This window comes from Lysinibacillus sp. NPDC056220 (genome assembly GCF_049315265.1).
Classification (GTDB): Bacteria; Bacillota; Bacilli; order Bacillales_A; family Planococcaceae; genus Lysinibacillus; species Lysinibacillus pinottii.
On the sequence record NZ_JBMOXD010000004.1, the window covers coordinates 211,554 to 226,935 of the forward strand.

General features: G+C 34.7%; 15 protein-coding genes. 3 read left to right on the forward strand and 12 right to left on the reverse strand.

The features are described 5' to 3' along the window. Position 1: 1 nt before the first annotated feature. Positions 2 to 1,471 carry a PLP-dependent aminotransferase family protein gene (locus ACOZBY_RS15775; RefSeq protein ID WP_422762543.1) on the reverse strand — a complete coding sequence of 490 codons (1,470 nt, stop codon included), beginning with the start codon at positions 1,469 to 1,471 and terminating at the stop codon, positions 2 to 4. A gap of 309 nt (positions 1,472 to 1,780) precedes the next feature. Here ACOZBY_RS15775 and ACOZBY_RS15780 point away from each other — a divergent pair, with 309 nt between their 5' ends. Further along, a complete protein-coding gene (locus ACOZBY_RS15780; protein WP_031416677.1) occupies positions 1,781 to 2,563 on the forward strand; it encodes an ABC transporter ATP-binding protein in 783 nt (260 codons plus the stop codon). After that, positions 2,560 to 4,173, forward strand: coding sequence for a hypothetical protein (locus ACOZBY_RS15785; protein ID WP_416277814.1), 1,614 nt, complete (start codon positions 2,560 to 2,562; stop codon positions 4,171 to 4,173). The genes ACOZBY_RS15780 and ACOZBY_RS15785 overlap by 4 nt, the downstream gene beginning before the upstream one ends. 46 nt (positions 4,174 to 4,219) lie before the next feature. On the opposite strand, the gene ACOZBY_RS15790 is transcribed toward ACOZBY_RS15785, so the two are convergent. The 10 genes from ACOZBY_RS15790 to ACOZBY_RS15835 form a co-directional block, all read right to left on the reverse strand. Continuing rightward, positions 4,220 to 4,834, reverse strand: a complete 615-nt coding sequence (locus tag ACOZBY_RS15790; RefSeq protein ID WP_031416679.1) for an ABC-2 transporter permease — start codon at positions 4,832 to 4,834, stop codon at positions 4,220 to 4,222. A gap of 4 nt (positions 4,835 to 4,838) precedes the next feature. Then, complete coding sequence (locus tag ACOZBY_RS15795; RefSeq protein WP_197150561.1) at positions 4,839 to 5,696, reverse strand: ABC transporter ATP-binding protein; 858 nt, start codon at positions 5,694 to 5,696, stop codon at positions 4,839 to 4,841. Beyond that, positions 5,697 to 6,074 carry a GntR family transcriptional regulator gene (locus tag ACOZBY_RS15800; RefSeq protein ID WP_031416681.1) on the reverse strand — a complete coding sequence of 126 codons (378 nt, stop codon included), beginning with the start codon at positions 6,072 to 6,074 and terminating at the stop codon, positions 5,697 to 5,699. Positions 6,075 to 6,606: 532 nt separating this feature from the next. After that, complete coding sequence (locus tag ACOZBY_RS15805; protein WP_012296002.1) at positions 6,607 to 7,032, reverse strand: MarR family winged helix-turn-helix transcriptional regulator; 426 nt, start codon at positions 7,030 to 7,032, stop codon at positions 6,607 to 6,609. Then, a complete protein-coding gene (locus ACOZBY_RS15810) occupies positions 7,022 to 7,300 on the reverse strand; it encodes a transporter suffix domain-containing protein (RefSeq protein ID WP_012296003.1) in 279 nt (92 codons plus the stop codon). Before ACOZBY_RS15810 ends, ACOZBY_RS15805 begins: the two co-directional genes overlap by 11 nt. A 148-nt stretch (positions 7,301 to 7,448) precedes the next feature. Next, the gene (locus ACOZBY_RS15815; RefSeq protein WP_012296004.1) at positions 7,449 to 9,086 is read right to left on the reverse strand and encodes a DUF4179 domain-containing protein; all 1,638 of its coding nucleotides are present in this window, start codon (positions 9,084 to 9,086) and stop codon (positions 7,449 to 7,451) included. Beyond that, positions 9,073 to 9,606 (reverse strand): RNA polymerase sigma factor, encoded by a 534-nt coding sequence (locus ACOZBY_RS15820; RefSeq protein ID WP_422762544.1) that lies wholly within the window; start codon positions 9,604 to 9,606, stop codon positions 9,073 to 9,075. Before ACOZBY_RS15820 ends, ACOZBY_RS15815 begins: the two co-directional genes overlap by 14 nt. Positions 9,607 to 9,864: 258 nt before the next feature. Then, entirely contained in the window at positions 9,865 to 11,226 is a 1,362-nt protein-coding gene (locus ACOZBY_RS15825) for a TraB/GumN family protein (RefSeq protein WP_012296006.1), read from the reverse strand. Positions 11,227 to 11,441: 215 nt separating this feature from the next. Continuing rightward, positions 11,442 to 12,134, reverse strand: a complete 693-nt coding sequence (locus ACOZBY_RS15830; RefSeq protein ID WP_012296007.1) for a stalk domain-containing protein — start codon at positions 12,132 to 12,134, stop codon at positions 11,442 to 11,444. Positions 12,135 to 12,419: 285 nt separating this feature from the next. Continuing rightward, positions 12,420 to 13,133: an SDR family oxidoreductase gene (locus tag ACOZBY_RS15835; protein ID WP_031416686.1), complete on the reverse strand. Its 714-nt coding sequence runs from the start codon at positions 13,131 to 13,133 to the stop codon at positions 12,420 to 12,422. Between the two features lie 253 nt (positions 13,134 to 13,386). On the opposite strand from ACOZBY_RS15835, the gene ACOZBY_RS15840 reads away from it, so the two are divergent. Beyond that, positions 13,387 to 13,725 (forward strand): winged helix-turn-helix transcriptional regulator, encoded by a 339-nt coding sequence (locus tag ACOZBY_RS15840; protein WP_012296009.1) that lies wholly within the window; start codon positions 13,387 to 13,389, stop codon positions 13,723 to 13,725. 373 nt (positions 13,726 to 14,098) lie between these two features. Here the strand turns inward: ACOZBY_RS15840 and ACOZBY_RS15845 are convergent, their stop codons facing one another. Next, positions 14,099 to 15,373 carry a hypothetical protein gene (locus ACOZBY_RS15845; protein WP_422762545.1) on the reverse strand — a complete coding sequence of 425 codons (1,275 nt, stop codon included), beginning with the start codon at positions 15,371 to 15,373 and terminating at the stop codon, positions 14,099 to 14,101. Positions 15,374 to 15,382 lie beyond the last annotated feature (9 nt).

A 15,382-nucleotide genomic window follows, 5' to 3' on the forward strand; every position in this document is an offset into this window, starting at 1 on the left:
TTCAACCCCTTCTATCATTTCTTAATGTATCACCGATAATTTGAATACCCCGAACAATATTTTCTTCTGATAACCGTGAAAACCCTAGGCGAAATGTGTTTCTACCAAGTCCATTTGTGTAAAATACATCTCCTGGATAAAACACCACGCCTTTGTCATAACATTTTTCTAATAATTCGCGAGCATCAATGCCCTCTTCTAGTTCAATAAAGAGATGAAGTCCTCCATCCCCTCTGATTTTGCAAAAAGGGATATATTGCATAGAGGCTTGACGAGCAAGCTCATATTTTTTCTTGTAAACGGATCTTGCTTTCTTTAAATATTTTTCAAAATAACCATCCTGTAAATATTGATATAACACTGCCTGATCCAATGTCGATGTATGAATTGTTCGCGCTCTTTTCATGCTTTCTAGGCTGGCAATTAACGCCTTATCTGCTAAAATCCAGCCAACACGTAAACCTGGGAAAAGAATTTTAGAAAAGCTGCCAATGTAGACAATGTTATTACCTGACCCACTAAAAGCGATGAGTGGCGCCAAATGAGAGCTTGAATACCTTAATTCCTCATTAAAGCCATCTTCTACAATAGGTATTTCAAAGTTGGAAAAAAGCTGAAAGATAGCATTCCTCTTCTCAGAAGAAGTGACAATTCCTGTTGGATTATGATAGGACGGAATAAGATAGGCAAAATCATAATCCATTTCGGCTAACGTTTTTTCCACCTGCCCCATGTCAATCCCATCATCTCTCATATCAATGCCATGTATATCTAGCCCATGTAAACGAAAAAGCTTCAATGCCGCGTGGTGTGTAGGGTTTTCACATAGTACACGTCCAGATTTTTTGGCTATTGAGGATAATAGAATATCTAATCCCTCCGTAAAGCCGTTAGTAATTAAAATATCTTTATTAGAAATATCTACGCCCTTCATTTCCATATAATGAAGGAGATAATCGATTAAAGGCTTATACCCTTTTGCATAGCCATAATTCAGCACAATATCGCCTTCAAGAGACATCCGTGTAAGAAAAGCCCTTTTAAAATTTTCTACATCAAAAAGCTTTTCTTCTGGAGCAATGCTGGTAAAGGAGATCATTCCTTTTTGCCACTTTATATCTTGTCGTACTAAATCGATTTCATCAGCTAACAAAGTTGCAGTATTAAGCCTATTCTTCCAATCAAGTTCGATAGTGGACGTTTTCAAAGTAGTAACCTTACCTACAAAGTTGCCTTTTCCCTTCACTGCATAAATGATGCCATCCTGCTCTAGCTCGGCATATGCATTTAACACTGTATTTCTGCTAACTGCTAATAGCTTACTAAGTTCACGGGTAGATGGAAGCTTTTGATGTTCTAACAGATGCCCTTTGACAATCATGTCTTGAACATAATCCTTCAATTGCACATAAACAGGACGATCATCCACCATCTTAAAATCATTAAACAATCCCTGACCCCCTTGCTTCATTCTTGCACAACGAGAGCGAACTCAAAAGGTCCACTCATCATGTAATTTCCTATTATAGTGGTTGTTCTTCTTTCTATCTTATTTTAAAAATGTCAACCTTATCAAACGTGGTAACGGTCTTTCACACTGTTAACATGATAAGGGACATAGTGATTGATTTAAAAATGATTCGCCTAGACGAAAAGACACTAACCTTCCTTCATGGACCATTAGGTCAACAGTGGACCCTTCCCAATAGGAATATATTTTCTTTTTATATGTTATAGTGTATTAATGGATATTTTTTCTATAATATGGAGGTGCACGAAATTGGAAGACATTTTAACGATTACAAATTTAACGAAAAGTTATGGAAATAAGGAAATATTAAAAGGTGTAAACCTTCATGCAGCTAGAGGAGAAATTATCGGATATATTGGTCCTAATGGTGCTGGCAAAAGCACGACTGTTAAAATTATTTTGGGACTTGAAGGTGATTATGGCGGTGAAATTAAGCTCTTTGGCAAAAGTATTGGGCAAGATCAAATAGACTATAAGCGGAGAATTGGTTACGTTCCAGAAATTGCGGATGTATATGACAATTTGACAGGCTATGAATATTTAACCTTTATCGGTCAGTTATATGGGCTAGAGCTAGAGGAAGCAGCTAACAAATCGAAATCGCTCATGGAATTGTTTGGAGTGGGTGAGGCATACCATTCTAGAATTTCCTCGTATTCGAAGGGCATGCGACAAAAACTATTAATCATTGCTAGTCTTTTACATAATCCAGACTTACTATTTTTAGATGAACCGATCAATGGTTTAGATGCAAACAGTGTAATGATTTTTAAAGAGATTTTAACACAGCTTGCAGCCAATGGAAAAACAATATTTTACTCATCTCATATTATGGATGTCGTGGAAAAGATCAGTAGTCGCATCATCCTGCTATATGATGGCAACATAGCAGCGGACGGTACATTTGCGCAACTACAAGCCGGTAACACTGAGGGAACGCTAGAAAGGATCTTTAATCAATTAACAGGATTTCATGAGCATCAGGAAATTGGTGAGAAATTTGTATCCATCGTTCGAGGAGTACAATCATGACCGATTTTAAAACACTCCAATTGCTTGATTTATTCCGCTGGCTCTTTGTAAAAATGGGCATTGATTATGACCTAATGAGAAAAATTCTTCATATCAAATTAACGATGGATGAACGTAAAGTACCCACACTATTTAACCAGAACAAAAAGAAGGACAATCAAAAATATGGCTATATTAAATCGCTATGGATTTATGTTTTATTCGGCCTTATTCTTATTCCACTCATGGGGTTTGGTCAAAATTTTCTATTTCAAATGAGCATTGCGTTTGCCATGATCATTTTTTTAATTATGACTTCATTGATTTCTGACTTTTCCTCAGTACTATTAGATGTACGAGATAAAAGTATACTATCAACTAAGCCGATTTCTGCTAGAACCATTAACGCTGCAAAATTTATGCATATTTTCATTTACTTATTCTATTTAACGATTGCCTTAACAGGTATCCCTTTACTTGTCAGCCTTTTTACGCAAGGAATTGTATTTTTCCTTTTAACCGTTCTAGAGATTATATTAATTAATTTGTTTATTGTAGCGATCACTGCCATTTTATATATTGCCATTTTACGCTTCTTTGATGGTGAAAAGCTGAAGGATATGATTAACTATGTACAAATTGCCTTGTCGTTAATGCTCATGATCGGCTACCAGGTTCTCATTCGATCCTTTGAATTCGTTGATTTGGATATGACAGTGTCATTTCATTGGTGGAGTCTCTTCCTAATACCGATGTGGTTCGCTGCGCCCTTTGACTTATTACTAAATGGTGATACTTCTTTATTAACAATACTATACAGCATCTTTGCCGTAATCATACCGATACTTTCGATTGGCTTATATATTAAACTCATTCCAACCTTTGAACGTAACCTTCAAAAATTATTAAGTACAAGTAAATCAAAAAAAGAGAAGCACAATCGACTGAAGACGTATTTATTAGCAATGCTATGTAGAACACATGAAGAAAGAGCATTCTTTCGTTTCGCCTCTCTTATGATGAAACAAGAACGAGAGTTTAAGCTCAAAGTTTACCCTTCATTAGGTTTTTCATTTATTATCCCATTTATTTTTATATTTACCTTTAGCGGATCCGAAAAGATTGATTACGCTACTAGTATGAGCTACTTAAATATTTATTTTAGTATGATGATTATTCCAGCTGCAGTACTTTTACTTGGTCATTCGGCTAAATATAAAGCTGCGTGGATTTATAAGATACTTCCATTAAAAGATTATACGAATTTACAAAAAGGCAGTTTAAAGGCTTTTTTAATCAAATTGTATGTCCCACTATTTTTAGTACTAAGTTTGGTCTTTAGCTATATTTACGGTATTCGAATTATCCCAGATCTACTAGTAGTTTTAGTGACAAGCTGGTTATATACACTATTTTGTTTCTTGATGATGAGCAATAAAATACCTTTTACCAAACCATATGATGAGGTTGGAGATGCTCAAGGCTGGAAAACTGTTTTATTGTTTATCCCTTTAGCTATGCTGGCAGGTCTCCACTATTTAATTGTTAGTCAAGCGGCATTCGGACCTACTATTTATTTCATAGTGCTTTTTTTCATCAACATGCTAGTATGGAAGTTAGCTTTCAAATGACAAAAACGGCTCGAGTCCCACCTTTTATGGGACCGGCCGTTTTCTTTTAAAATGCCTTGCGCTTATATATCCTTACCGAGAGCATCCATGAGCCTATATATATTAGAACGATTAGTAATGAGACAATAAGGTATAGTTGTATTTCCTGTACAGTCATGAAATTTTGCACAACAGTTGTTATTTGTTTATTTAAGTTAGGGACAAAATAATTGATGATCACCATATAAACACCCAATAACCCCATAATAGCAATAGTTAAATACTTTGTTTTAAATTTATAGGAAATCGGCAGAATAAAAGAAATGACAATCATAACGAGGCCCATAATCAGCAATATTTCTTTCCACAATACAGCTACCTGTTTCCCATTTAAAAGAAAGTCGAACAAATACGTATAACACATAAAAAGCCCTGTAAAAATTAAAGCTCCAATATATTTTGAACTAACAATTTCTCTCCTTGTATAAGGTAATGAATTGAGTAAAATATTAGCATTATCTTTTTCATCATTCGAAAAAGCACTTAAAACAAATACGATACTATATATAAATACTATATATACTGATGGAACATTGACCATTAAATAAAGAATAATCGTTGCTATGTAAATGACTAGAATGTTTTTTTGAATTAATATATCTTTTAGAATAAGATTCAACATATCCTTACCATCCTTTCTTTGTATAATACATAATGTCTTCAAGCGTAGGCTTTTCAATCACAACTGTATCGCCAAATATAGTAACTACCCGATGTTTATTGGTTGTTAATGCTTCAAAACCCCTGTTTGTTTTACGAAGGGAGACGAATTCCTGCTCCGTTTCACGATCTAATAAATCCAAGGTTCCTTTAACAATAGCGTATTCCTCTTGAATTTTGTAAAACTCCTTTGTAAAAATATGCTCGCCATTATGAATAAACGTTATATAATCTGCGATACGATCTAAATCTGTAGTAATATGTGTGGAGAAAAATATAGTTTTGTCCTCATCTTGCATTAACTCATGTAAAATATTGAGTAATTCTCTGCGAAAAATAGGGTCAAGGCCAGATGTTGGTTCATCCATTATGATTAACTCAGCGTGATGTGCTAACGCGATGGCTAATGATGCCTTCATTTTCATCCCTTTCGAAAAGGTCTTCATATTTTTGTTCAAGGGCAACTCAAACTGTTCCACATAATGCTGAAATGCCTCATCATCCCATCTTTTATAGGCAGGTTTAATAATCCTTTTCATATCCTTGAGTGTGATATTTTCATAAAATATATTCTCATCATAAACAAAACCGATACGTTCCTTTATTTCCTTTTCGTGTTTATCATAATTTTTACCAAAAATAGAAATAGTCCCACTATCCTGCTGCAATAAATTCATAATCATTTTAATGGTCGTTGATTTTCCTGCACCATTTCCTCCAATAAACCCTGTAACAAACCCTTTTTTAACGTGGATTGAAAAATCCTTTATTTGAAAACCATTAAAGGACTTTTGTATATGCTGTAATTCAATAACATTTTCCATTTATTCATCCTCCGTATACAATAAAGTAAGCATAGCCTTTAACTCCGCCAAACTAATATCCATTTCCTTCGCATTTTGAATCGCCACCAACAGTTTTTCCTCAATGGCCTTCATTTTTCTTTCCTTCATCATTTCTGAATTTTGTTCAGAGATGAATGAGCCTTTCCCAACAATAGAGTAAATATAGCCATTTTTTTCAAGCTCCTCATATGCCCGCTTCGTCGTAATGACACTAATCTCTAAATCTTTTGCAAGTTGGCGCATAGAAGGTAATGGCTGACCTTCTTGTAATTGCCCTGTTAGAATAAGCTTTTTAATCTGTGCATAGATCTGCTCATAAATAGGCTCTTTAGAACTGTTCGAAATAATAATTTGCATGCAAATCCCTCTTCTTGAAATATTGTATATATACTTTATATACAATATATACACATTAACATAAATATGCAAGTAAAAATTTCCTTTCCATAAAATAAAATCAAAGCATATAGCCCAATGAATGACTACATGCTTTTACGTTTAAATTGAAAATCAAGTATAGGTGTCTCAATCTGCTTACAGCCATAAGCGTGTCTTTTAAAGTGCGCCGAGTAACCTCCTGCTCAGATAAATAATCTTGTGTGCCACGTACATTTTGGTAATCCATTTTTTTCATCACTATTGCCTCTCATTTTTGACAAATAAAATAACCGTATACGATAAAGCTCCCAATCAGCTTTATTTATACGATTACATGAGAAAAAGTTTTCCTATTCATTAATTAAATAATAAAGATAGCAAGACTACTGACTATGATGATGTTTGGTTGTGTACGATTGGACAAAGTAGATTGTCATATGTATTCCCCCTTTTATGTTTAGGGATACTATAGGCATTTAAATAAGTTAAACATCTAATTATTTACATAATTTCACAGTAGCGCTTTTTTTAACATTTCTAGTGCCTCTAGCACATTCGCCAAATCCTCATCCGATAGCTGCGCTTGATATTTCTCAGTGATTACTTGATTAAAAGCTTCACTTTCCTGTTTATACAGCAACCCTTTTTCACCTAATTCAATTGAAAAGCCACGTTTATCCTTGGCATGCTGCTTTTTTATAATATAGCCATCCTTTTCAAGCTTTGCTATCTGCTGGCTCACGGCACTTTTGGTAATCGTCATTTTCTCGGCTATTTCTGATGGTGAAATGGAAGGATGACGAATCACTAATGCCAAAAGGACCGCTTGCTGATTATTTAAATTGAACTTAGTATAGTCTCTTTCCATTTTCTCAAGAACAATCCAAATATCTTCAATCGTTTGATTAATTTGCTCTGCTACATGATTAGTCTTCATTTTTTTGAGTATCACCTTTTTCACGCCATTTTTTAGGATTAAGATAGCCTTTAAATTTGTTAGCTACTTCTTTCCCGACAAGTAAAGCGCCCAACCAAAATAAGATTTCAGCTACAATGATGCTGCCTGGAATAATACCTGCTTTTACTTTCGTAGGAATAGGTGTGAATGGTGTAATAATTGGAATTAACCACAACGAAAGTGAAAAAATAATAATCCCGATACCCAATTTATAGGCAATGGACTTTTGTTTTTCAATAGAGGGCATACAATGATTCTCCTATTTAATAATTTAGTTAAGTTAACTTAACTATATATTAAATATTATTGTAAGTAAAGCAATTATGGACATAATGAGTAAAAAACCCCATCTATTTGAGTTTTGATTGTCCAAATAGATGGGGTGATTTTCATCCTTATTCTCCTATTCTTAGAGGTATACGGAGTTCTTCATCAGGTTGGAGAGTTGCGTACTTCCAAATATAAATATCAATGTCTTTTTTATTGAAATTATCATACTCGTCTATTATTTTATTATGATCCAAGCGTATGCGCGGTATTCCACCGACTCTTTCATTATTATCCAAGTAATATGTTTGCCCAACTCCACCGAACGATGGATTTGTACTAGAAGACTCCACATAGAAGTAATTGTCTTTCTTATAATATGTCCATGTGATAGGATATCCACCAATACTAGACGTTTTAGTTTGAGGTTTGTCCGATATATTAGTCAGTCGAACTGGTTGACTATCCCCTTCGAACTCATTAACTCGTTCCTTCGCAACAAGCGTTACAGGTTGATTGGCTAAGGCAGTAGCATTCAGACCTACCATTTCAAAATGAAGTTCCGTTCTGTTTGCTTCTAAATTTAATCTTCCTTTTAATAGTGTTCCACCTACATCAAGGTAATAGTCATTGTAAGGCACACGGATGTATGTCTCTTTATCTTTGGATGTAAAAATCAATCGTACTTGAGTCGGGGTCACTTTTATTTCATGGATTTTAGCCCCAACAGCAATTTCATTGTCCAATGGAATATTTAGTACTTGTTTAAATGACCCATTTTCCAAGTGTTTTTTTGATAGGTCCATATTAATATTCCAGGTACTCTCTTTGGTCTCTGTGATGTAATCATAAGTAAGCTGGAATTTTGCGCCTTCAGCCTGTAACACATCCGATTTAAATATTTGCTGACTCAAGTATCTCTCTGTAACTTCCCCTGGAGGGTGGAAACTAAAAGTTTCAGATTTTTGGATGGAATTATCTTTTACATTCATAGCCTCTATAAAAATCCCTTTATCCTGCATATCAGGATCTGTAAATGTAACCGTTGATTGAAGTAGTACTTTCCCTTTTGAATGTTCAAAGGAATGTAAGGTTACACTATCAATGCCATCCTTGTGAATAGGTAAGACTTGAGTATTAAAGTTGTTAGGATCATAGTTGATAGACTGCTTTCCAACATCGATGATTTGAATTCCTTCTATCGTAAAATCAATATTAGTCGTCTGGTCTTTTGCCACCCATTCTGTCTCAAATATACCTTGGAACATACCAAGTTCTTCGTTCCAATCCTGTAAATACACTCCCTCAATAAAGTTCCCCTCTGAATCTTTTAATCCAATCTGATCAAATCTTACATCATTTCCATCCCAAGAGGTGTTAGGTTTCAGGCTATACAGTAAAGAAGTTCTATTATCATCTATAAACGCCGTGTGTACCGTTAACGTAAATCCGTCCTTCGTAATGGATTGCTCAATCGTCTGACCTAAGCCTTGTGCTAATGCCGATTGAATACCAGCTCTATATGAAAGAATGTTTGACCAATCATAATTCAGAGCTGCATAAACTGGCGTGGCCATGAGCGCGACAGCTAGTCCAGCCACCAAAGCGAATTTCTTTCTTCTGCGGGGGCGTTGTTCAATCGTTTCACCTTCAGCCATCTTTAACTCATCTTGTTCAATAGAGCTCCACATTTGTTCAAAGTCAGGGTAGACCATATTATGATCTGCCTTCATCAATTTTTTCAGCTTCTGTTCAGTGCGTTCCAAATTGATTCTCTCCCTTCAACCATAGATTTTGGTTTTGTTCCAGTTTTTTGCGCATTATTTTTAATGCTTTATGCAGCCTCGACTTCACTGTACCTACAGGAATTTTTAACGTTTCTGCGATTTCTACTAACGACAACTCACCGATAAAACGAAGGGTGACAACGGCCATGAGCTTTTCTGGCAGCTGCTTGAGCAATTCCTCCCATTCCTCCCCAGCTACCTTCTCCATGACAATAGTGTCTACGGACTTGACCAATGCCGTATTCTGCTCATGGAGAAGTTGAACCTGACCTTGTTTTTTCAATTGAGCCTGCTTTCTTTTTAACAAGTTTAAGCATTGGTTCATCGCAATGCGCATAATCCAAGCACGTGTATGCTCAATGCTTTTCCAATCCTGACGGAACACGGTGACAAATACATCATGGCAGAGATCCTCTGCATCTTGTGCATTTCTTAGCATGTAGTAACAGGTACGGTATACATCCTTATTGTATGAATCAAATAATTCTCGTTCTGTCAATCTGAGTCACTCCTTTCTGACTGTTCTACTTTATAAACAAATGACTATTAGAAATGGTTCATCTTTTTTAGAACTTTCTTGTTATGTAATTCAATTAACCTCACAATAAAAACAGGTAGCAATAGTGTTTATGATAGGATATCTAAAACCCTCTGTTTTTTAGCTTTAGATTATATCATTGGGTTAGGATATTATGGGTGCAACTAAAAAAAAGGCAACCCTAGCTAAATTCATAGCTTTGGGTAGCCTTTTCAAATTTTATTGATAAAACGGCTTTACCTTGTATCCGTTTTTCTCCAAATGATAACGAATATTTTTATCTACTAGGAAATGTCCTGATCCCACAACAACAAAGTACGTCCCTTTTTTCTCTTCCAGTACATTCATGATCTTCTTGGCCATTTGCTCATCACGTAAACCGAAAAGCATTTCATTGAACTCAGATGATGTACCCTCCATTGCTTGGAAGCTTTTTGCGAATTCTTCAACATTCCCTTGCTGCCAGCTTGTAAACCATTCTTGAAGCATTTCGGATTGATTTTCTTCAGATGGATTTATGATATTATCCAACACAGCAACTAATGATTCCTCCTGTGCCTCTGGGGATAATGCTTCAAACATATCAACCTGTGCTCTTGTACCTTCTAATTCAATCACTGGCTTTTGCTGTAACTGTGCGTTCAATAAAAAGTATATATCAATCCCATGCATTGCCATTTCTTGTGGTGTCATTCCAAAGGAATCGTCCATTGCCAGCATTGATAATGCGTTAGAAAGCATCCATGGCTTTTGCACTGTCAGTTCCTCCATTGGAAGATTGTAAAGCTTAGCGACTTGTTCAAGCTTCGCGTATGTTTCTGGTGCAACCGTATCTTTTAGTGTTTTACCATCTGTATACATTGCTTTTTCTGCATAGTATTCGAGTGCTTTCGTATCCAAGATATTCGCCTCTACTAATAGCGCATCCGATTCATTGAATGCCTTTACTAGCTTTTTATTAAATGGATATAAGTCTGGTGTTCCTAGATGAATAGAACCTAGTAAATATACAAGTGTATCCTCATCCTCGACAACCCAAGCTACTCCGTTCGAACCTTGCTCTGCAAGCGCATATGTACTCTGAATGAAACGCACAGCTAATATAACAGCTTGTTGTGTCGTTGCCTTGTTCTCCAGTTGCAATCCGTTTGAAGAGCCTTGTAAAATATTATGCTCTTTCATAAATTGAATAGGATCTTTACCCACAGATAAATCATAGCGCGCTACAATATTATATAAACGTTTTACAATATCCCCACGTGTGTTATCGTTCTTCACACTCACTGGTTTATATTGTTTGTTTTCTTCTAAGCCTAGAGATGCAATTTTCTTTTCTGTTAAAGCTAGTAGTTCATTTACTTTATCTACCGGAATTTCTTGAAGGAAACCATCAAAATACCATTCCATTGGGTAGATTCCGTATTTTTCACCCTCATTTAATGTTGATATTGCCCACTCACTAATTGACGGTGTTAGAGGCAGTGACTGCTCCTCCGCATGAATCACAGGTACAACCGTTGTTAGCATCAATGAAGCACCAAGCAAAATAGCGCTTGTACGTTTCATGATCTTTTTTATCATAAGATTTTCTCTCCCTTTTCTTCTTCCTTAACTACAACGTTTGAAATTATACCATAAATATACCAACTATTTTATATGTAAATGTGAAAATATTTACAAAAATGTATGGACTCTTAATTATGTCGCTATAGTTGTTCAAGATCAATGTTAAACAATATTTACCCCATTAAATAAGACGATGACACACATTCTTGTCATCGCCTTTAAATTAAAGCTTATTGCGTAAATTTAGGGTCTAATATACCAAGGCCACTGCCTTCCATTTCAAACTTCACTTTTGAAGCACCGTCTAAATTAACATTAACCTTTACCTTTTCTTTTATTGATCCACTATCATAGATCAATTTATTATCCGCGTAAATTTTCATATAGCCTATGCCGAATGAGCCCGCTGCTAGCTTTTTAACAGGCGTTAGAGATGTTTCAAATGTCTTATACTTTCCATTAACTAAGTATTCAACTGTATGATCTTGTACAGCCCCTCCACCGTGGAAACCTCCTAGTTGATAGGATTGTTCAAACTTTTCTCCAGTACTAATAACAATAGAGCTCGGGTTATGGAAGAAGTGATCTTCATCACTCCCAATAGGTTTTACATCTTTTAAAGAGATGAATTTAGGAACATCACCAATATAAACGGATTTTGATTTGCCATCCCATGTCACATTTTTTCCTAATGATTCAGCAATAAATCGCATCGGAACATAGGTAGTTCCTTCATAAATAAAGCCAGATTGACCCTCTTGTGGCTTTTTTTCCACCTTATCTACATAGTAATGAATCGTATCTTGATAAACATTTATTTTTTTCAAACTGCTTGCTGCGTCTGTTGTTGAAAGGTAGGTGAAGGTTAAACCTCCTAATATAAAAAAGCCTAAATAACTTGTTATGATAAGTAGTTTTTTCATATAGTACACTCCTTAATATATTTATATGTAATTATACCAAAAATTACATACTATATTCCAAGATATTGTTCAAAATAGAAAAAACCTGTTTATCACTTCTTTGGTCATAAGCAATTCTTATTCTACATCATTAAATTTGCCTTTTAAATGAAGCCTAAGGTTACTAGGCTATATTTGTTTAATCTCACAGACTTTTGTTTATGAAAATGAAGCTTTTCCCTTTTAATAGTATCAGTATCTGAACATTTCTTAAATCCTTATGCATTTTTTCATTTAGTTACGGACTTAAGCTAAAATGTGTCCTCCTTCTACATGAAGAATGGTTCCGGTCACGAAACTATTTTTTAGTAAGTATAATACGCTTTGTGCAACATCTTCAGCCCTCCCTATACGTTTCACTGGAAGTTTGTTTTCAACAGAAGCATAGAAATTATTACGTACTTCTTCTGACATTTTATTACGAGAAGGTGTATCAATGATACCTGGTGAAATAATATTCACTCGAATCGGAGCAAGTTCTAATGCCAAAGTTTGACCCAGATTTGAAACAGCTGCATTGACTGCACCTAGATTTGCTGAACCAATCATAGACTTATAGGCTACAACCCCAGAAAACAAAGTAATGGAACCGTTTGGTAAAATGTTTAACGCGCCGTATTTAGCTGCATAATACTGCCCCCAAAATTTGTTTTCAAACAACTGTCGAGCTTGAGCTGTACTTGTTTGGAGAAATGAGCCACCGGATGTTTCTGCTGCGCTTACTACGAGATGATCGAACGGACCAACTTTTTCAAAGAAAGACACAACTTGCTGTTCTTGTGTTGTATCTAGTATGTAAGCTATAGCCTTCGCCCCCAATTGCTCTTTTGCATTCCGTAATTTATCTTCAGATCGGCTTGCAATGATTACTTCAGCACCTTCGGCTATTAGTTGTTTCGCAGATTCCAAGCCAATTCCTGAGCTCCCACCAATAATGACAATCTTTTTATCTTTTAACATGTTTTTACCCCCTATATTTACCAATGGTAAATTAAACATTTAATTTCTCTTGCATGTGTATATCAAGCATTAATTTTTAATGGGTATCAGAAGTCTCATTAAGATCACCTCTTCAATCCAGCCACAACGCTATTATATATACAGTAACTTCATTTATGGAAGTAGTGATATTTATTATATAAAGTTTCTAAAAGGATACTATTGTGGTAGTATAGGGTGAATTAGATAAAGAAATTTTAGGAGGCTGCTTCTGATGAATGTGATTGAGCCAGTCGTGTTGACCAAAGGAACTCCAGGTGAGACTTGTCCCATTGCTAAAACGCTGGATGTGATTGGGACTAAATGGACATTTTTGATTATTCGTGATCTGCTTATAGAAGGAACGATGCGCTTTAGTGACCTATTGAAATCAATGGATGGAATTAGCCCGAAAACACTTTCCCTCCGACTTAAGTTGCTAGAGGACCAAGGAATATTAGAAAGAAAGGTATACCCTGAGGTTCCCCCTCGCGTGGAATATACGCTAACAAAAAAGGGAAAAGGCTTGGAAGGGATTTTCATTGAACTAAAAAGATTTGGATTAAATTTATAAAAATAATATTTAAACTGTAAGTAAGGCATACTTTAAAGTTAAGCATTAATTGCTTCTATCATTGTGCAAAATGGACGAAATTCAATGAATAAAGAAGATCAAATACGTGATCTTATTATCCAAACTTCACTAAGTTTATTTAATAAACAAGGTTACAACCAAACTTCTATTCGAGATATTATGAATGCTACGGCATTAAGATATTAAAAAAATGCTTCAGGCATTTTCCGAGAAAGAGACTGATAGGTAATTCCAATAAAAAGAAAATGCTACACCAAGTTAAAACTCGTATAAAGGTAAACGATTTACCTTTATACGAGTTTAATCAAATTTTTATATACTAGTTGAAAGTAACCTACAATGACGTTAATAATTACATAAAATATCCATTTAATGCCTGTGTATACTTTTCACTTAGCATATAGTATTCGCATTTATAAATTTTAATTTGTGAATCAATTCGCTGAATATCTCTATCTATTCTTTCCACTTCTGCACTAGTAATTACTCCAGCATTAAATTGTATTTGTAAATCCTTTTTATCTGCAATTAAAGACGCTCTAGCTTCCTGCAAATTATTCATTTGTAAAAACATTTCTTCTTGTTCAAAGTAAAACTTTTTGATTTTTACTTTTAATTCCTTTACAAGATTATCTTTTTCATATTTAGCTACTTGCCATGTTTGGTAATAATAATCTTTTAAATTTGTTTTATTAGAATCAGCACTATTGTAGTTTTTCTCTGCTAACAATATATCCTCCTCTAATTCTCGAACATTGAACATTTTATACATTTTATTTTCCAGTTCCATTATTGGTAATCTATTAATTTCTTTATCAATTGATTGCAGCTGAAGCATTCGATTATAGGGCAACCCAATCTCCAATTTCAGTTCCTCTAAATAAAAACGATAGGCTCTTTCTTTTTCATCAAGCTGCTGGTTTAATTTTTCAATTTCCCGCTCTTTTTTCTCAACATCTTTGTTGCTCGTTACCCCCTGTTCTTTCATTATCAATAAATCTTCGATATCCATATGAATATACGATACTTCTTTCTTAAGTTGATCAATTTCAGTCTCAAGTAATAAAAGGCTAATATACTTTTGAGAGATATATTGTTTAATAGCCTCCCTAGTTTTTTCAATTCCGATATAATTTTTATTTTTATTAGTATCTATTACTTTAGCAGCATTATTCAATTCTTCGCGTTGCACTTTTATCTTTTCTTGTAGCTCCTGATTTCTTATAACCTCCTGGCCTTCTAATAATTGATTCAGTGTCGTATTAATTAAAATTTGTGTACCGATCAATTGTCCAATCGCCTCTTTTTCTTCCTCTGGTAATTGGTTAAAATTTGGGTGCTGATGAAGAAAGTACTCAGGATCTGTAGGAAGTAAACTTATAGTTGGATTATGAATATTATCTAGCTCTTTTAATTCATCTTGTATATTCTTGTGTTGTGAACTTAACGCCTTAATTTTAGTTTCTAAAAGTTTTATATTCCCATGATTATTTAGTGCTAATTCTACTGCCTTTTCAATTGTAATCGTTTCTATATCTTCTGTTTCTTTCGCTTGAGCTACTGTTGATACGCAAAACATACATAATACAATGCTCAAAAAATAAGGTACAATTGATTTTAAGTTCATATTTTATAC